Source organism: Nonomuraea sp. NPDC003560, from assembly GCF_042878785.1.
GTDB lineage: Bacteria > Actinomycetota > Actinomycetes > Streptosporangiales > Streptosporangiaceae > Nonomuraea.
Genome location: NZ_JBIAOF010000003.1, coordinates 252,302 through 270,134, shown reverse-complemented (window position 1 = coordinate 270,134; position 17,833 = coordinate 252,302). Strand labels below are relative to the sequence as shown.

The following is a 17,833-nucleotide window of genomic DNA, read 5'->3' as shown; positions in this document are numbered from 1 at the left end:
CGGCCCGGGTGACGGTCAGGCGAGGAGCTGCTCGATGCGGGTGCGGACGTCGGGCGTGTCGAGGCCGCGCACGGTGAGCGTGGTACGGCGGCGCACGACGTCGTCGACGGTGGCCGCCCACTCGTGGTCGCGGGCGTAGACGGCCTGGGCCCAGATGTCGGGCCCGTCGGGGTGGATGCGCTCGCCGAGCGAGGGGTCGTCGCGGATGAGCCGGGCCACGTCGAAGGCGATCGTGCCGTAGTGGGTGGCCAGGTTGCGGGCGACCAGCGGGTCCATGCGGGCGCCCGGCTCGCGTTCGGTCCACAGGCGCATGGCGACGGCGTCCGGGCTGGCCAGGCCCGGCAGCGGCACGGCGGGCAGGATGTCGGCCAGGTCGTCGCCGAGCGGCCGGCCCGGCAGGCGGGAGAGGGTCTCCAGGACGTGCCTGCCGATGTGCCGGTAGGTGGTCCACTTGCCGCCCGCGACCGACAACATGCCGCCCGCGCCCCTGGTCACCACGGTCTCCCGCTTGGCGGCCGACACCTGCCCGGGGCCGCCGGGCAGCACGCGCAGCCCGGCGAAGGCGTAGGTGATGTCCTCACGGCGGAGCTGGCAGTCGCGTACGGCGTGACCGGCCTCGTCGAGGATCTGGGCGATGTCGGCGTCGGTGGCGCGCACGTCGGCCGGGTCGCCCTCGTACGCCTCGTCGGTGGTGCCGAGCAGCAGGTGGTCCTCCCACGGGATGGCGAAGGAGACCCGGTACTTGTCGATCGGCGTGGTGAGCGCGGCCTTCCACGGGTCGTGGCGGCGCATGACCAGGTGGGCGCCCTTGGAGAGCCTGATGCTCGGCGCGGCGTGCGGGTCCTCCATCCGGCGCAGGTGGTCCACCCACGGGCCGGTGGCGTTGAGGACGAGCCGGGCGTCCACCCCGAACTCGGTGCCGTCGAGACGGTCGCGCAGCTCGGCCCCGGTCACGCTGCCGGTCGTGGCGCCGCCCGATTTGCGCAGTCCGACGACCTCGGCGTGGTTGAGCACGACCGCCCCCGCGTCGACGGCCGCGCGCACGGTCATGACGGCGACGCGGCTGTCGTTCATCTGGTGGTCGCCGTAGACGGCGGCGGCGCGCAGCCCCTCGCTGCGCAGCGCGGGGACGCGGGTCATGGCCTGGTGCGGCGTGATGACCTTGCCCATGCCGTCGCCGAACACCGACAGCGCGGAGTACAGGAAGACGCCGGCGCCGAGCTTGGCCGCGCCGTGCGGGCCGCCCTTGTAGATCGGCACCAGGAAGCTGAGCGGTTTGACCAGGTGGGGCGCGATGTCGGCGGCCAGGGCACGGCGTTCGCGGTGGTTCTCGGCGACCAGCTTGACGTTGCCGGTCTGCAGGTAGCGCAGGCCGCCGTGGACCAGCTTGGACGACGCGCTGGAGGTGGCCCCGGCGAAGTCGCCCGCCTCGACCATCGCCACCCGCAGCCCGGCCTGCGCGGCCATCCAGGTGACGGAGGTGCCGAGGATGCCGCCGCCGATCACCAGCAGGTCGTACGTGGCGCGGGAGAGCTCGTGCCGGATCTCGGCCCGGTCGGCGCCGATGACGATGTTCATGACGTGCTCCAGTCCTACTGTTCGACCCAGTCGAGGGTGCGGGCCACGGCCTTCTTCCAATTGCGGTACTCCCGCGCGCGGACCTGTTCGTCGATCTCCGGCCGCCACTCCGACGCCTTGTGCCAGTTGGCGCGCAGGCTGTCGAGGTCGGGCCAGTAGCCGGTGGCCAGGCCGGCGGCGTACGCGGCGCCGAGCGCGGTGGTCTCGGCGACCATCGGCCTGATCACGGGGACGGCCAGCACGTCGGCCAGCGTCTGCATGAGCAGGTTGTCGGCCGTCATGCCGCCGTCGGCGCGCAGCGTGGTCAGGTCGAGGCCGGAGTCGGCGTTCATCGCGTCGACGACCTCGCGGGTCTGCCAGGCGGTGGCCTCCAGGACGGCCCGCGCGATGTGCCCCTTGGTGACGAACCCGGTCAGCCCGGCGATCACGCCGCGCGCGTCGGAGCGCCAGTGGGGCGCGAACAGCCCCGAGAAGGCCGGGACGAAGTAGCAGCCGCCGTTGTCGTCGACGGTCTTGGCCAGCGTCTCGATCTCGGCGGCGCTGGAGATCAGTCCCAGGTTGTCGCGCAGCCACTGCACCAGCGAGCCGGTGACGGCGATCGCGCCCTCCAGCGCGTACGTGGCCGGGCCGTCGCCGATCTGGTAGCCGACGGTGGTCAGCAGGCCGTGCCGGGAGACGACGGGGTCCTGGCCGGTGTTCATCAGCAGGAAGCTGCCCGAGCCGTAGGTGCTCTTGGTCTCGCCGGGCTCGAAGCAGGTCTGGCCGAACAGCGCCGCCTGCTGGTCGCCGAGCGCGGAGGCCACCGGCACGCCGGCCGCGGTGTGGCCGTAGACCTCGGCGGACGGGCGGATCTCCGGCAGCATCGCGCGCGGCACGCCGAGGGCGGCGAGCAGGTCGTCGTCCCAGCTCAGCGTGTGGATGTTCATCAGCATCGTGCGGCTGGCGTTGGTCACGTCGGTCAGGTGGCGGCCGGTCAGGTTCCACAGCAGCCAGCTGTCCATCGTGCCGAACAGCACCTCGCCGCGCTCGGCTCGCTCGCGCAGGTCGTACGCGTCGAGCAGCCAGCGGATCTTCGGCCCGGAGAAGTAGGTGGTCAGCGGCAGGCCGGCCTTCTCCTTGAACAGCCCCTCGTGCTCGGCGAGCGCGCGGGTGAGCGCGTCGGTCCTGGTGTCCTGCCACACGATCGCGGGGCAGACGGGACGCCCGGTCTCCCGGTCCCACAGGACGGTGGTCTCGCGCTGGTTGGTGATGCCCAGCGCGGCGATGTCGAGCCCCTCGGTGGCCTCGGCCATGACGCTCTGGACCGACTGCCAGATCTCCTCGGCGTCGTGCTCGACCCAGCCCGGCTTGGGGAAGATCTGGCGGTGCTCGCGCTGGGCGACGGTGACGATGTTGCCGGCCTGGTCGAAGACGATGCACCGGCTGGACGTGGTGCCCTGGTCGATGGCTGCGATGTAGTGCGGTCGAGGCACGAGGTTCCTCGCTTGGGGAGTCGGGGTTCGACATTGTCGAACGATGTGAGCGATGTTACGTGTTTGCCCCGGTGTTGTTCAACCGGTCATCTGGCCAGATCGCGGGTGATCGCGCGGGCGGCGTCGCGGACGTAGGAGACGTACTCCATGGTCAGGGCGCCGTCGGAGGTCAGCCGTTCGACCGCGCCGCGGATGCCGATGGCGCCCACCACGAGGCCGCGCGGGTCCTTGATCGGGGCGGCGATGGCGACCTCGCCCTCGGTGAGCTCCTCCATCTCGGCCGCCCACCCCCTGGCCCGGACCTGCTCCAGGTCCTCCTCCAGCTTGGCGGCGTCGACCAGCGTCCGGTCGGTGTACGCCGGCAGCGGCGGGGCCGCGAGCGACTCCCCGTACGGGTCGTAGGCGAGCAGCACCTTGCCGAGCGCGCTGGCGTGCGTCGGCAGGTAGGTGCCGACCTGGAGGGTCTGCATGCTGTCGTCCGGGCGGAACACGTGGTGGATCACCAGCACGTGCCCCTCGTGCAGGGTGCCGATCCAGGCGCTCTCCCTGCTCCGCCCGGCCAGGGCGTCGGCCCAGTTGATCGAGCGGGTGCGCAGCTCGTTGACGTCGAGGTAGCTGCTGCCCAGGTGGAGCAGGGTGGCCCCGAGCCGGTACTTTCCGGTCGCGGCGTCCTGCTCGACGAAGCCGACGCGGACCAGCGTGCGCAGGATGCCGTGGAGCGTGCCCTTGGGCAGGCCCAGCGCCCTGGCCAGCTCCGCCACGCCGAGCTGGCGGGGGCCGGATGCGAGCAGCCGCAGGATCGCGGCCGCCCGTTCCACCGATTGAATCGTCTCTCCCACGGCGGCCACCCTAGCGCAGATCAGTTCGACATTGCCGAACGCTTGCGGGAGATCAGTGCTCCGCCGACCGTGAGGGCGGCGTTGACGAGCACCGCCACGATCACCCCCTGGAGCACGGTGCCCATCGCGGCCGTGGCCACGGCGCTCATGACCGGGATGCCCATGGTGATGCCGACCTGCTGGGTCATCGTCGCCAGGCCGGTGGCCAGGCCCTGCTCGGAGTCCGGCAGACCGGACGTGGCCGTCACCATGAACCCGACGATCGCCACCATGTTCCCGATCCCGCCCGCGAACGTGGCCGCCAGCAGCAGCCAGATCCATCCGGGACCGGTGCCCAGCAGCGCCAGCGACGCCGTCGCGACGGCCTGGAGCCCGAAACCGGCCGCCAGCGCCCGGCCCCTGCCGAGCCGGCCGAGGACCCGGGGCGCGAGCACGCCGCCGAGCACGGTGCCGAGCCCCAGCACCCCGAACGCCAGCCCGGTCGCCAGTGCCGAGTAGCCGAGCACCTTCTGCAGGTAGAGGGTCATCAGGAAGACGAGGGACGTCTCCGTGGCGAAGGCGATCAGCCCGGCCAGGTTGCCCCAGGTGACGCTGGGCCGGGCCAGGATCGGGACGGGCACCAGGGGCGCGGCGGCCCGGCGCTCGACGTACCGGAAGGCGACGAGCAGGGCGGCGCCGGCGGCGAGCGCGCCGAGGCCGAGGGGGTCGGCGAAGCCGTGCTCGCCGGCCCTGGTCAGGCCGAAGACCAGCGCGAGCAGGCCGGCGGTCACGCTCACCGCGCCGGGCAGGTCCATCCCGGGCCGCTCGGCGGGACGGCTCTCCTTCAGCACCACGGGCGCGGCGACGACCACGGCCAGCGCGACGGGCACGTTGACGAGGAACGCCCACCGCCAGCTCAGCAACTCGGTCAGCAGCCCGCCCAGGATCGCGCCCGAGGTGAACCCGGCCGACATCAGCGCGCCGTTCAGGCCGAGCGCCCTGGCCCGCAGCGGCCCCTCGGGGAACGACGTGGTCAGCAGCGCGAGCCCGGCGGGCGTGACGACGGCCGTGGCCAGGCCCTGGGCGACCCGGGCGACCAGCAGCATGCCCGGTGAGACGGCCAGGCCGCCGGCCAGCGAGGAGACCCCCAGCAGCACCATGCCCGCCAGGAACAGCCGGCGCCGCCCGAACAGGTCGGCGATCCTGCCGAAGAGCAACGTGAACCCGGCGGCGGCCAACGCGAACGTCGTGGCCACCCACTGGAGGTCGGACAGCGCGAAGCCGAGACCTGAACCGATCACCGGCAGCGCCACGTTCAGAATGGAGAAGTCCACGGCGAGCATGAACTGGGACCCCAGCAGGAGCACCAGAACCAGCCGCTGCGCGGACGTCATGCGATCGGATCGGGGCCGATCGGCGAGCACGGTCATGCCATCCCCCTAATGGGACGCTAGTTCCGTTAAGATGCGGCACGACGATAGCATGAAAGGGGCATTAATGGAACAAGAGTCCCGTTTGGCGGGGACTGTGCGGCCAGGGGGCCGCACCGCGCGCGTGCGCGCGGCCGTGCTGGAGGCCACTCAGGACGAGCTGGTCGAGCACGGTTTCCATGGGCTGACCATGGACCAGGTGGCGGCCAGGGCCGGCGTGGGCAAGACCACGGTCTACCGGCGCTGGGGCAGCAGGGCCGGGCTGGTGACGGACCTGATGACCGAGCTGGCCGAGCAGTCGTCACCGCACGCCGACACGGGATCCATCGAGGGCGACCTGCTGGCCAACGCCGGGGCCGTCGTGGGCGCGGTCACCGACCACCGGCTCGGGGCCACGTTCCAGGCGGTGATCGCGGCGGGCACCTCCGACGCGCAGGCCGTCCAGGCGTTGCGCGCGTTCTATCTGCGGCGCATCGAGGAGTGGGCGAAGGTCGTCGACCTCGCGGTGAAACGGGGTGAGCTGCCCGAGGGCACCGACGGCATGGAGGTGATCCGGGCGATCTCCGCGCCGCTCTACTACCGCCTGCTGGTCACCAAGGAGCCGGTGGACCTGGAGGTCGCCCGGGACGCGGCGCTGCGCACGCTGGCCGCGGCGCGGGCGGGCGCGTTCGTCCCGCGGGACGCCTGACGCGGCACGACGGCGCCTCTCGCGCAGGCGGGGTCACGGGCGGGGTCACAGGGGGCCGTCGGGGACCGAACGGGGCCAGACGGAGCCGTACCACCACATGATCCCGCCCATTACCACGAGCCCGGCCGCCGTCGCCAGCTTGCCCCACAGGTCGGACGGCGGCCCGGTGTACGGCAGGCGGCCGTGCCTGCGCTCCCGCCCCCAGGCGCAGTCGTTGCGCACCCGGGTGGAGTCGAGCAGCGTGTCGGGATGGGTGTCGGTGACCGAGAACGCCTCGATCTCGCGGGTGGTGCCCCGGTCGATGCGCACCGTCCTGACCACCTGCTTGCGGGCCGGGATCGAGCCGGTCGCCACGCTCCGCGCGTCCACCCGCAGGTCGAACCGGGCGAGCTGAGGGGTCTGGTTGCGCAGCGTGACCCGTACGGACCCCGAGCCGCACGCGATCCGGTCGGTCGTCATCGTGAACGGATCACCCCGGTCGGGCAGCGGCCACGCCTGCGCGGACGACGGGAGCAGCACGGCCGCGCCCACGGGAAGGGCGGCCAGGACGAGGCGTGTACCGATGCGCATGTGCTCCTCCCGAGCCCCGCAAGCGTGATCTTTGCCACAGATCGTGCCCATAAGCGCACAGAAAGTAACATGACCGAGCCGGGGGAGCGGAAGCCCGTCACAGCCCTCATGATGGAGGTATGGCGGAAGCGATCTACGTCGGCGGTTTGTTGGTGGCGACGCCGCTTCTTGACGACCCCAACTTCCGGCGTAGCGTCGTGCTGATCCTGGAACACGACCACGACGGCGGCACGCTCGGCGTGGTGCTCAACCGGCCCAGCGACATCTCGGTCACGCAGGTGCTGCCGGTCTGGGACCCGCTGGTGACCGGGCCGCCGGTGCTGTTCGAAGGCGGTCCCGTGCAGACCGACAGCGCCCTCGCCCTCGCGGCGGTCCCGAGCGGGGAGGAGCCGCTCGGCTGGCGCAGGCTCCACGCCGGCACCCCGGCCGTCTCCCGTCTGGGCACGGTCGACCTCGACGCGCCCCCCGAGATCCTCCAGGGCGAGATCGCGCAGATGCGGATCTTCGCCGGGTACGCCGGCTGGACCTCCGGCCAGCTGGAGAGCGAGATCGCCGAAGGCGCCTGGTACGTCGTCGACTCCGAGGACGGCGACACCTTCCACGGCGACCCCGGCTCGCTCTGGCGGCACGTGCTGCGGCGCCAGCCGGGCGAGCTGGCCTTCGTGGCGACCTGCCCCGACGACCCCACGATGAACTAGGCCGCCGGCCGGGTGTCCCAGCCGGGCCGCAACGACGCCTCGGCCAGCGCGACCGCCTCGGAGATGCGCGAGACGATCTCCGGCATGGTGGTCTCCCTGCGGGGGCACTCGAAGCCGATGCGCATGGTGGACATCGCGAACGCCACGATCAGGTACGTCAGCTGATCGTCCTCGGGGGCGACCCCTCTGCGGGCGGCGACGGCCTCGGCCAGCCGGGTCTCCGTCATGGCGCCCCGGGCCACCGACTGTCCCACCAGATGTGGATATTTATCGAATAGTTGCCGCAGCTTCAGGAACCTCTCGGTGTCCTCCGGCGTTGACCCCTGCATGTCGTCCACCATGGCCCGCAGGCCGTGCATGAGCGACGTGAACGGGGGCTCGTCCGCGGGACGAGCGGCGAACTCCTCCAGCAGGATCTCCTCGCCGTGGTCGTGGAACCACAGAACGAGATGGTCCTTGCTGGTGAAGTAGCGGAAGAAGGTGCGGGGAGAGACTTCGACGACCCCCGCTATCTGCTCGATCGTGGTGGACTCGTATCCTTGTTCGAGGAACAGGTCGAGCGCCGCGTCGAGGAGCGCGAGGCGCGTCTTCTCCTTCTTGCGTTCCCGTAGACCCACAGCGGACACCCCTTCGCCACCTTTCTGTCACAGTGTGCCAGAAGTCATGCGGCGTCTTTTTAAAATCGTTTGTCATAAGTCATCGCCTGACATACCCTACCTGAGGCTTACGAGACCTATGCCGCAGTTGAGCGGTATGTGACTGAGGGGGACCTTATGGCTAACGCGAAGGCGGTCGTCGAACCGTCGTCGCCCGGCCTCGGTAAGACGGGGACAGGTGGCGGAAACCCGTGGCTGGTGCTGTTGGCGGTCAGCCTCGGCGTCATCATGGTGATGCTGGACGGCACGGTGGTGGGCATCGCCAACCCCGTCATCCAGATGGAGTTGAAGGCGTCGCTGTCCGACCTGCAGTGGGTGACCAGCGGTTACCTGCTCGCGCTGGCCGTGTTCCTGATCACGGCGGGCAAGCTCGGCGACCTGTTCGGGCACAAGCGCGTCTTCCTGATCGGCGTGACCGGCTTCGCTCTGTCCTCGATCGGCATCGGTCTCAGCCAGGAACTGGCCGACATCGTTCCCGGCGTGTCGCCGGTCGGCGCGCTGATCGGCCTGCGGGTGCTGCAGGGCCTCTTCGGCGCCCTGCTCCAGCCGGCCGCCCTGGCCCTGCTGCGTGGCGCCTTCCCCGGTGAGAAGCTGAACCAGGCCATGGGCGCCTGGGGTGCGATCATCGGCCTGTCCAGCGCCGCCGGCCCGATCGTGGGCGGCGTGCTGGTGGAGAAGGTGAGCTGGGAGTCGGTCTTCTTCATCAACGCCCCGGTGGGCATCGTCGCGCTGATCATGGGCATTTTCCTGATCAAGGAGAACCGCGTCCAGACGTTCGCCAGGATCGACTGGCTCGGCGTGCTGCTGCTGTCGGGCGCGATGTTCTCGCTGGTCTGGACGATCATCAAGGCCCCCGAGTGGGGCTGGGGCGACTCGACGACGCTGACCTTCATCGGCGCGTTCGTGGTGCTCATCGCCGCGTTCATCTTCTGGCAGAGCAGGGCCAAGCAGCCGCTGGTGCCGCTGTCGCTGTTCAAGAACGCCTCGATCTCGATCGGCACCCTGCTGATGATGATGGTCGCGTTCGCCATGTTCGGCGCGATGTTCTTCCTCGGCTTCTTCTTCCAGGGCGTGCACGGCCTGACCCCGCTGGAGGCGGGTCTGCGGATGTTGCCGATGAGCGCGGGCATGATCGTGGCCTCGCCGCTGGCCGGCATGGCGATCGGCAAGCTCGGGCCGAAGATCACGATGGCCGCCGGTCTGCTGATCACCGCGTGCTCGATGTTCCTCATGTCGCGTCTCAGCATCGACGCCTCGTTCATCGAGAGCGGCCTGCCGTTCGTGCTGCTGGCCTTCGGTCTCTCGCCGGTGTTCGTCGGCGCGACCGAGATCATCGTGGGCAACGCGCCGGTCGAGCTGAGCGGTGTCGCGGGCGGCGTGCAGCAGTCGGCCATGCAGGTCGGCGGCGCGCTCGGCACCGCGATCCTGGGCGCCGTGATGGCCGGCGAGATCGCCGACACCCTGCCCGGCTACCTCGGCCCGGCGGCGCAGGCGATCCCGCCCGCACAGCTCCCGCTGCTGGAGAAGGCCGCCGCGTTCGGCGCGGCGCCTCCCGGGCTGCCGCAGGTGGTCACCGACGCCGTGCACCACTCGTTCATGGACGGCATGCACCTCGCCTTCCTGGTCAGCACCGGTGTCGCGGTGCTGACGGCCCTGCTGACGATGTTCGTCAAGGCCGGGCGGAAGAGCGAGGGCGCGCCGGTCCACATGGGCTGACCGCGTCCCGCCGGAACGGCCCCCGCCTGCGTGGCGGGGGCCGTTCCGCTGTCCGGGGCCGGTTGTGCGGGGGTGACGGTTGTCCGGGGCCGGTTGTGCGGGGGTGACGGTTGTCCGGGGCCGGTTGTGCGGGGGTGACGGTTGTCCGGGGCCCGTCATGCGGGGGTTACGGTCAGGACGACGCGGCCCGAGGTCTTGGTGGTGACCGTCAGGATGCGCCTGGCGGCGTTCCAGGCGGCGGTGCCGCCGTCCACCCGGGCGCCGTTGGGGAAGCCGCGCTCGGGCAGGTAGATCTCGGTGGGGCCGGTCTCGTTGGCGTCGAAGACCACCTGGAGGCGGTTCTCGCCGTAGGTCACGCTGATCGGGACGCCGCCGATCGCCCTCGGGTAGGCCCTGACGTACGCGCCCGGCAACGCGGTGGCCTTCCCCTTCACGTCGTACGGCCCCCAGGCGTCGGCGTCCCGCGACCAGTAGGCCATGCCGGTGCCCACCTCGTCGCTCAGCCCCTGGACCTTCCGCACCAGGTCGGACGCGCCGGGCCGGGTCATGTCCAGCCCGAACTCGCCCAGCAGGACGGGCGCCCCCATGCGCTCGGCCGTCCGCGCGATGTTCTCGCGCCACCAGCCCAGCGTGCGGTCGGTCCACTCCTTGGAGCCCGCGGCGTAGTCGTCCCCGAGGTCCAGCGGCAGCGGGTAGACGTGCGGGGCGAAGGCGATGCGCGGCGGCCCGCCGCGCGGGTCGTCGAAGCGCGGCAGCGACGACGGCAGCCCCCAGTTGACGCCCACGGCCTGCGGCTCCAGGAAGATCCAGCTGTCCTGGTCGACCGCCCTGATCCGCTCGATGCTCTTGCGGTAGAGGGTGGCCAGGGGGCCGGTCTCGAACGCCGCGCCCTGGACCGAGCCGCCCCACGGCTCGTTCATCAGGTCGTACCCGAGAACGCCCGGCACGTCCTTGAAGCGGGCCGCGACCGCCGCCCACGCCTTGGCGTAGTGGTCCATCAGCTCGGGGTGCTCGCCGGTGGTGTTCCAGAAGTGGTCGAAGGCCCGGATGACGCCGGGTTCCAGGTAGTACATCTCCCAGGTGAAGTGGTCGGTGGCCACCGGCAGGCCGTCGGTGTGGGTGGCCCAGCCGGGCGCGCCGTTGCCGGCGACGCCGGTGGGGGTGATGCCGTTGCCCCACAGGTCCTGGTGCATGTCGAGCATGACCTGGTAGCCGCGGTCGGAGTACCACCGCACCCGCTCAGCCACCTTGTCCAGATATTTCGTGTCATAGGTGCCGGGGGAGGGCTCCACGGCCCGCCACTGGATGAGGAACCGCACGAAGTTGGTGCCCATGTCCCGGTACTCGCGGTCGATGTCGTCCGGGGTCAGCTCGGGCAGGGCGTCGGGGGCGCCCTTGGCGCTGCCCGCCGTGTTGAAGCCGTGCAGGATCAGCGCCCGTCCCCGGTCGTCGGTGACGTAGCGGGGCGTGGACGGGGGAGCGTCCCTGGTCGCGGCGGCGACGGCGCCTCCGGACAGCAGGACGAGCACGGCTGTCGTCGCGAGCAACCTGGCGCGCTTCATCTGATCTCCGCGGATGCCGGGAAAAGGGGTCTTCCATCAGAATCATGGACGCGGCTAGCCTGCCGAACATGAGCCTTGTTCGCAATAGCCTGCCGGCGATCGTCGCCTTCTTGATCGTCCTGGGGTTCGGTCTGTTCGGCGCGGCCCTGGTCACGAGGGTCGGCTACCTGGCCGTGCCGTCCGCGGTCGGGGCCCCGTACGCGCTGCCGGGCCTGCGCGTCGTCCCCCTCGGCGAGACGACGTGGCTGCTCACGCTCGCCGACACGGTCCTGGCGCTCGCCCTGGTCGGCGCGCTGGCGGCCACGCGCGGCGGCTTCTGGCGCACCTGGGGCAGGTTCCTGGCCGCGGCGGTCGTGGTGAACCTGCTGCGCGCGGCCCTGCTCGCCACGGTCGCCCAGGCCGGGATCGGCGCCTATCTGGGCTATCTCGGCGGCGGCCTGGCCGTGGGGCTGATCTGGGGAATCGTGCTCGGCTGGCTCCCCGGGCTCGCCGCGCTGCCACGCCGGCGCGGTACGCGGGACCGCTCGCCAGCGGGCATAAACTCGATGGGGTGAGCACGAAGATCCTCCCAGAGCAGGAGACCACGCCGCGCACCTCTCACGGTGACGGCGACCACGAGCGCTTCGCCCACTACGCGGACAAGCACAAGATCACCGAAAGCATGGTGACGGGCACACCCATCCGCGCCCTGTGCGGCAAGGTCTGGGTGCCCAGCCGGGACCCGAAGAAATACCCGGTCTGCCCCGAGTGCAAGGAGATCTACGAAGGTCTTCCGTCGGGCGGCGGGGGTGACGACAAGAAGCAGTGAGTGTTGCTGAAGCCCAATCCCCTCGGGTAAGGCTACGGTCGGTAATCTGACCAGCCCATACCGTCACGGGGGGATTGCATGGCCCGGCGCGCGACCGCCGTCTCGTTGGCATGCCTGCTGGCGGCCGGGCTCGCCCCGCCGCTCCCGCTCGACGCCACCCCGACGTCGCCCTGCCGATCGTCGGCCGCGCGCCTGAGCACGCGCCCGGCCGCGCGTCCGACAGCGCGTCCGACAGCGCGCCCGGCCGCGCGCCCGGCCCCGGGCGTGCCTAAGGCGACCGGCCCGCGCTCGCCGCTCCCCGAGGACGTCGCCAAGGTCATGGCCGAGCTGAAGGTGCGGCTGCGCGGGGTGGCCGTGCCTGCGCGCATCACCGTGCCGACCCGGGTGGTCGTCCTCACCGACGGCCGCCGCAAGGTCTCCGAGCAGGCGGTCAAGGCCCAGATCGACGTGCTCAACGCCGCCTACGCCGGCCGCAACGGAGGCGTCGACACCGGCGTGCGCTTCAAGCTGGAGTCGGTCTCCGTCAAGGAGAACGCCGGCTGGTTCACCGACCCCGTCGGCGGCGAGAAGGACATGAAGACCCGCCTGCACCAGGGCGGCGCCCAGACGCTCAACCTCTACATCGCCCAGCTCAGCGAGCTCATGCTGGGCTTCGCCAGCTACCCCTACTGGTACGCCGGCGCCCCCGCCCTCGACGGCGTCGTGATCGACTGGCGCAGCCTGCCCGGCGGCCCGATGACCAACTACGACAAGGGCTACACCGGCGTCCACGAGATCGGCCACTGGCTCGGCCTGTTCCACACCTTCGAGAACGGCTGCGACGAGCCGGGCGACGGCATCGCCGACACCGCCCCCGAGGCCCGCGCGACCGAGGGCTGCCCCGAGGGCAAGGACACCTGCGCCCACGCCGGCTCCGACCCGATGCGCAACTACATGGACTACACCCACGACCGGTGCATGTCGGAGTTCACCCAGGGGCAGGCCGACCGCATGCACGAGATGTGGACGGCCTACCGACGCAGCGCAGATGCGTAGTTTGGGGGCAATTACGATGTGTAGGTGACAGCACCGAAGGCAATCGACGCTCCCGACACCTCCCCCCCGATCCTCGGGCCCCAGTACCGCACCGCCACCTTGGGGATCCTTCTGGTGGTCACGCTGATCGCCTTCGAGGGCATGTCGGTCGGCGTCGTCATGCCGGCGGTCTCGGCCGACCTCGACGCGCTCAACCTCTACGGCATCAGCTTCTCCGCCTTCCTCATCGCCAGCCTGTTCGCCAACGTGGTCGCCGGGCTCTGGTCGGACCGGCGCGGCTATCCGCTGCCGTTCCTCGTCGGGGTGGTGCTGTTCGTCGCCGGGATGGCGCTGGCCGGCGCGGCGAACGCCAAGGAGCTGTTCCTGGTGGCGCGGGCCGTCCAGGGGCTGGGCGCCGGTTCCTCGATCGTGGCGCTGTACGTGATGATCGCCCGGGTCTACCCGGCGGTCGTGCGGCCCAAGGTCTTCGCGGCGCTGTCGGCCGCCTGGGTCGTGCCCTCGATGGTCGGGCCCGCCGTGGCGGGGGCCGTCGCGAAGGAGTGGGGCTGGCGTTTCGTCTTCTACGGGATCATCCCGCTGGTGGTGCCCGCGCTGGTGATGCTCGTCCCCGCGCTCCGGATGGCCACGCCGGGGGAGGCCGACGAGAGCCCGCGCGGGCCGCGTTCGCAGCCGCTGGCGATGACGCTGGCCGCCACGTCCGCCGCCGGCGGCGCGGGCGTGCTGCTGTGGGGCGTGGACGAGCTGCACAAGCAGCCGATGATCGGCACGGCCGCCACGCTCGGCGGGCTGGGCTTCCTCGTCTACGGCCTGCAGCGGCTGCTGCCGCCGGGCGCGCTGCGGTTCGGGCGCGGGCTGCCCACGACCGTGCTGCTGCGCGGGTTCTTCTCGGCCGCCTTCTTCGGGGTCAACTCCTTCATCCCGCTGGTGCTCACGTCGGTCAAGCTCTTCGACGCCAGGGCCGCCGGGATCGCGCTGACCACGGGCGCGCTCGGCTGGTCGGCGGGCTCGTTCCTGCAGAGCAGGCGGACCGCCGAGCCGCACCGGCGGATCAGGCTCGGGGCGGTGTGCGTGACGGCCGGGATCGTGATCGCGCTGTTCGCGGCGCTGCCCGCGGTGAGCGGCTGGATCGCGGTGCCGGCCTGGATCGTGGCCGGGTTCGGCATGGGCCTCGGCATGACCACGGTCAGCGTGACCGCGCTCAGGCAGTCGCCGGTCAGCGAGCAGGGCGCCAACTCCGCCGCGCTGTCGGTCACCGACATGCTGGGCTCGGCCCTGACCGTTGGCCTGGGCGGCGCGGTGATCAACTTCATCGGGCACGGCTCCGGTCAGATCGCCACCGGGTTCGTGGTGATCTCGGTCCTCATGGCGCTCATCGGGCTGGCCGCCACGTTCCTGGCCGCGCGCACCCGCTGATCGTGTGATTCTGCCCCTCCCGCCACAGCGATCACGGATCGCCAGATCTTCGTCCCGAGGAGTGATAGGACAACGGGACGAGGAGGTGTCATGGAGGATGATCACCGGGTCTGGCCCCCCGCTTCCGGGCCCCGGCACCGCCGCACTCCTCCCCAGGACGCGGACTTCCCGGACGACCCCGACCCCGACCCCGACACCGGCGACGGCGGCGGCGACGAGGAGGCCCCCTGGCCGCCGCGCCGGGGGCGCGACCCGTACGAGCGGACGGCGTGGAACCCGCGGATCCGCAGGACCGTCCCGTTCGACCCGCCGGCCGAGCCGCTGCCGCCCTCGGCCCGCCGCCACGCCACCCCCTCCGAGCCGCTGCCGCCCTCGGCCCGCCTCTACGGCACCCCCGCCGACCCCGGCCCGCTGGAGCAGGCGCCGCGGCGCGGACGGCGGCTGGCCGGCGTCCTGGTCGCGCTGGTGGCGGTGGCGGGGCTGGTCGCGGGGATGAGCGCGGTGGCGTCCCGGCTCACCGCGCCGCCGCCGCGGCCCGATCGGCTGAGCGACGCCGTGGCCGGCGTGACGCTGCGGCTGCCGCCCGGCTGGAGCGCCGGGACGGTCCCGCCCGTCACCGGCTTCACCTCGGTCGCCAGGGACGGCAACGGCGCGCTGGTCATGGCCAGGCGGGTCGCCGAGCCCGTGCCGAACGCCAAGAAGGCCGCGGGGGAGGCCGCCGAGCTGTACTCCAGGCTGCTGCTCAAGGGCGACAAGGTCACGGTCGTCGACGACCGGGACATCCCGCAGGGACACACCCGGGCCCTGCGGGCCGAGTACCAGGACGTCGTCAACCGGCCCGCGTTCCTGCGCGTGATGCTTCTCACTCGCGCGGGCCGCGCCGTGCTGCTGGTCGGCCTGCTCCAGCCCGAGGCGGCCACCGGCAGACAGGCGCTCGACGCGGTGATGACGAGCTTCAGATAAGCCACATAGCACGTAGGGAAGACCTTGGCCAGAATCCTCGGTGCACGGCACGTCTTGTCGGTGAGCCCGATTACTCTTGGGTCACTGTGAGAGAGCGAAGCACACGAACCCCAGAGGTGATGCGGTGAGCACCTTCGCCGCGTCCCACCTTTCGCCTTCCTATCCAGACCGCGCCGCGTGGGGCACCGCGCCCAAACTGCGCGCCTGGCAGCAGCAGGCGTTCGACCTGTACTTCAGGCGCGAGCCGCGTGACTTCCTCACCGTGGCCACCCCCGGCGCGGGCAAGACGACCTACGCCCTGCGCATCGCCAGCGAGCTGCTGGCCAACGGGGTGATCAGGGCCGTCACCATCGTCACGCCCACCGAGCACCTCAAACGCCAGTGGGCCGACGCCGCCGCGCGGGTCGGCATCGGCATCGACCCGGAGTTCAAGAACAGCCAGGGCACGACCTCGCGCGACTACACCGGGGTGGCGGTGACCTACGCGCAGGTCGCGATGCACCCCGCGCTCCACCGGGCGCGCACCGAGGCCCGCAAGACGCTGGTCATCTTCGACGAGATCCACCACGCGGGCGACGCCAAGTCGTGGGGCGACGGCGTGCGCGAGGCGTTCGAGCCCGCCACCCGCCGGCTCCAGCTCACCGGCACGCCGTTCAGGTCCGACGACAACCCGATCCCGTTCGTCGGCTACGAGGAGGACGCCGAGGGCGTCAAGCGCAGCGTCTCCGACTTCTCCTACGGCTACGGCCCGGCGCTCGACGACGGCGTCGTCCGTCCGGTGATCTTCCTGGCCTACTCCGGCGAGATGAAGTGGCGCACCCGCGCGGGCGACGAGATCGCCGCGACGCTCGGCACCCCGCTCACCAAGGACCAGCTGTCCCAGGCGTGGCGGGCCGCGCTCGACCCCAAGGGCGACTGGATCCGCCAGGTCATGCAGGCCGCCGACCGCCGCCTGACCGAGGTCCGCCGGGGCGTGCCCGACGCGGGCGGCCTGGTGATCGCCACCGACCACGAGACCGCCCGCGCCTACGCCCGCCACCTGCGCAACATCACCGGCGAGGGCGCGACCGTGGTCCTGTCCGACGACCCCGGGGCGTCCAAGAAGATCAAGCAGTTCGCCGCCTCCCACGACCGGTGGCTGGTGGCCGTCCGCATGGTCTCCGAGGGGGTCGACATCCCGCGCCTGTGCGTGGGCGTCTACGCCACCTCGACCTCCACCCCGCTCTTCTTCGCCCAGGCCGTGGGCCGGTTCGTGCGCGCCCGCAAGCGCGGCGAGACCGCCTCGGTCTTCCTCCCCTCGGTGCCCACCCTCATGGGGCTGGCCAACGAGATGGAGGTCGAGCGCGACCACGTGCTCAACAGGAAGCCCCCGGAGGACGGCCTCGACGACAGCCTGCTGGAGCAGGCCAACCGGCAGAAGGACAACCCCGACGTCCTGGGCGACGAGCTGCCGTTCGAGACGATGGAGACCTCGGCCACCTTCGACCGGGTGCTCTTCGACGGCGGCGAGTTCGGCACCGGCGCGGAGATCGGCTCGGCCGAGGAGGAGGACTTCCTCGGCCTGCCCGGCCTCCTGGAGCCCGACCAGGTGGCCACCCTGCTCCGCAAGCGCCAGTCCGACCAGCAGGCCGCCAAGCGCCGGCAGAGCCCGGCCGAGCAGCCCAAGGAGACGCTCGCCCCGCACGAGCAGATCGCCGAGCTCCGGCGCGAGCTCAACGGCCTGGTCGGCGCCTGGAACCACCGCACGGGCCAGCCGCACGGCGTCATCCACGCCGAGCTGCGCCGCACGTGCGGCGGCCCGCCGATCGCGCAGGCCACGGCCGAGCAGATCCAGGAGCGCATCGACGCCATCCGCCGCTGGGCCACCCAGCGGCGCTAGCCGCGCCCCCCTTCGCCGGTTCCCCGCGAACCGGCGAAGGGGTCCGGCGGGGGTCCGGCAGGGGACCCTGCACATTTGGACACAGAGCAGTGACCTTCCGTTAGAAGGCCGGCCAGAACGGCAACAACCCTCTTGGCTGTCTTGGGATACCAGAAGGATCTTGCCCATGTCGTCTGAGGCACCCGGCAGGTCGACGCTCACCGTCGCTTCCGGCCTCTCCCGAAACGCCGTCATCATCCGGCTCGAAGGCGAGCTCGACGTCTACGCGATCCCGATCCTGCGCGAGCACATGCAGCGCGTGTGGGAGCTGCCGGCCAAGCCGTTCCTGATCCTCGACCTCGGCGCGGTCGCCTTCTGCGACTCGATGGGCATGAACGAGCTCGTCGAGGTCATGCAGCGGTGCGAGTCGAGGGGCACCAGGCTGTTGCTCGCGGGGGTGCACGGGGTGATGGCCCGGGTGTTGTCGATCACGGGGCTGCGGCACGCGTTCGAGGTGTTCGTCAGGTTCGACGACGCCGTGCGGCTGGCCGTGGCGACCCTCTAGGAG

General features: G+C 71.5%; 17 protein-coding genes. 10 read left to right on the top strand and 7 right to left on the bottom strand.

Annotated elements, in window-relative coordinates:
- Nucleotides 1–15: 15 nt before the first annotated feature.
- From ACFYUV_RS12150 to ACFYUV_RS12135, 4 genes are all read right to left on the bottom strand, one after another.
- Entirely contained in the window at nt 16–1,578 is a 1,563-nt protein-coding gene (locus ACFYUV_RS12150) for an FAD-dependent oxidoreductase (protein ID WP_387667948.1), read from the bottom strand.
- Nucleotides 1,579–1,592: 14 nt separating this feature from the next.
- Nucleotides 1,593–3,050, bottom strand: a complete 1,458-nt coding sequence (gene glpK / locus ACFYUV_RS12145) for a glycerol kinase GlpK (RefSeq protein WP_387667945.1) — start codon at nt 3,048–3,050, stop codon at nt 1,593–1,595.
- 86 nt (nt 3,051–3,136) lie between these two features.
- Nucleotides 3,137–3,889, bottom strand: a complete 753-nt coding sequence (locus ACFYUV_RS12140; RefSeq protein WP_352350074.1) for an IclR family transcriptional regulator — start codon at nt 3,887–3,889, stop codon at nt 3,137–3,139.
- Nucleotides 3,890–3,909: 20 nt separating this feature from the next.
- The gene (locus ACFYUV_RS12135; RefSeq protein WP_387667942.1) at nt 3,910–5,262 is read right to left on the bottom strand and encodes an MFS transporter; all 1,353 of its coding nucleotides are present in this window, start codon (nt 5,260–5,262) and stop codon (nt 3,910–3,912) included.
- A gap of 103 nt (nt 5,263–5,365) precedes the next feature.
- Between ACFYUV_RS12135 and ACFYUV_RS12130 the strand changes: the two genes are divergently transcribed.
- Entirely contained in the window at nt 5,366–5,986 is a 621-nt protein-coding gene (locus ACFYUV_RS12130; RefSeq protein WP_358283510.1) for a TetR/AcrR family transcriptional regulator, read from the top strand.
- Nucleotides 5,987–6,031: 45 nt separating this feature from the next.
- On the opposite strand, the gene ACFYUV_RS12125 is transcribed toward ACFYUV_RS12130, so the two are convergent.
- Complete coding sequence (locus ACFYUV_RS12125) at nt 6,032–6,556, bottom strand: hypothetical protein (RefSeq protein ID WP_358283512.1); 525 nt, start codon at nt 6,554–6,556, stop codon at nt 6,032–6,034.
- Nucleotides 6,557–6,675: 119 nt separating this feature from the next.
- On the opposite strand from ACFYUV_RS12125, the gene ACFYUV_RS12120 reads away from it, so the two are divergent.
- On the top strand, nt 6,676–7,254 hold the full coding sequence (locus ACFYUV_RS12120; protein ID WP_358283513.1) for a YqgE/AlgH family protein: 579 nt from the start codon (nt 6,676–6,678) through the stop codon (nt 7,252–7,254).
- On the opposite strand, the gene ACFYUV_RS12115 is transcribed toward ACFYUV_RS12120, so the two are convergent.
- A complete protein-coding gene (locus tag ACFYUV_RS12115) occupies nt 7,251–7,880 on the bottom strand; it encodes a TetR family transcriptional regulator (protein ID WP_358283515.1) in 630 nt (209 codons plus the stop codon). The genes ACFYUV_RS12120 and ACFYUV_RS12115 overlap by 4 nt on opposite strands.
- Before the next feature lie 147 nt (nt 7,881–8,027).
- Here ACFYUV_RS12115 and ACFYUV_RS12110 point away from each other — a divergent pair, with 147 nt between their 5' ends.
- Nucleotides 8,028–9,626 carry an MFS transporter gene (locus tag ACFYUV_RS12110; protein ID WP_387667937.1) on the top strand — a complete coding sequence of 533 codons (1,599 nt, stop codon included), beginning with the start codon at nt 8,028–8,030 and terminating at the stop codon, nt 9,624–9,626.
- A gap of 155 nt (nt 9,627–9,781) precedes the next feature.
- Here the strand turns inward: ACFYUV_RS12110 and ACFYUV_RS12105 are convergent, their stop codons facing one another.
- On the bottom strand, nt 9,782–11,188 hold the full coding sequence (locus ACFYUV_RS12105) for a cellulase family glycosylhydrolase (protein ID WP_387667934.1): 1,407 nt from the start codon (nt 11,186–11,188) through the stop codon (nt 9,782–9,784).
- Between the two features lie 68 nt (nt 11,189–11,256).
- On the opposite strand from ACFYUV_RS12105, the gene ACFYUV_RS12100 reads away from it, so the two are divergent.
- From ACFYUV_RS12100 to ACFYUV_RS12070, 7 genes are all read left to right on the top strand, one after another.
- Nucleotides 11,257–11,742, top strand: coding sequence for a hypothetical protein (locus ACFYUV_RS12100; RefSeq protein ID WP_387667931.1), 486 nt, complete (start codon nt 11,257–11,259; stop codon nt 11,740–11,742).
- Nucleotides 11,739–11,996, top strand: coding sequence for a DUF3039 domain-containing protein (locus ACFYUV_RS12095; RefSeq protein ID WP_358283521.1), 258 nt, complete (start codon nt 11,739–11,741; stop codon nt 11,994–11,996). Before ACFYUV_RS12100 ends, ACFYUV_RS12095 begins: the two co-directional genes overlap by 4 nt.
- A 264-nt stretch (nt 11,997–12,260) precedes the next feature.
- On the top strand, nt 12,261–13,031 hold the full coding sequence (locus ACFYUV_RS12090) for a zinc metalloprotease (protein ID WP_387667929.1): 771 nt from the start codon (nt 12,261–12,263) through the stop codon (nt 13,029–13,031).
- A 24-nt stretch (nt 13,032–13,055) separates the two neighbouring features.
- Nucleotides 13,056–14,444 carry an MFS transporter gene (locus ACFYUV_RS12085; RefSeq protein WP_387667926.1) on the top strand — a complete coding sequence of 463 codons (1,389 nt, stop codon included), beginning with the start codon at nt 13,056–13,058 and terminating at the stop codon, nt 14,442–14,444.
- A gap of 90 nt (nt 14,445–14,534) precedes the next feature.
- On the top strand, nt 14,535–15,407 hold the full coding sequence (locus ACFYUV_RS12080; protein ID WP_387667923.1) for a hypothetical protein: 873 nt from the start codon (nt 14,535–14,537) through the stop codon (nt 15,405–15,407).
- 124 nt (nt 15,408–15,531) lie between these two features.
- The gene (locus ACFYUV_RS12075; protein WP_387667921.1) at nt 15,532–17,286 is read left to right on the top strand and encodes a DEAD/DEAH box helicase; all 1,755 of its coding nucleotides are present in this window, start codon (nt 15,532–15,534) and stop codon (nt 17,284–17,286) included.
- Between the two features lie 166 nt (nt 17,287–17,452).
- Nucleotides 17,453–17,830, top strand: coding sequence for an STAS domain-containing protein (locus ACFYUV_RS12070; RefSeq protein ID WP_387667918.1), 378 nt, complete (start codon nt 17,453–17,455; stop codon nt 17,828–17,830).
- The last annotated feature ends 3 nt before the right edge of the window (nt 17,831–17,833 follow it).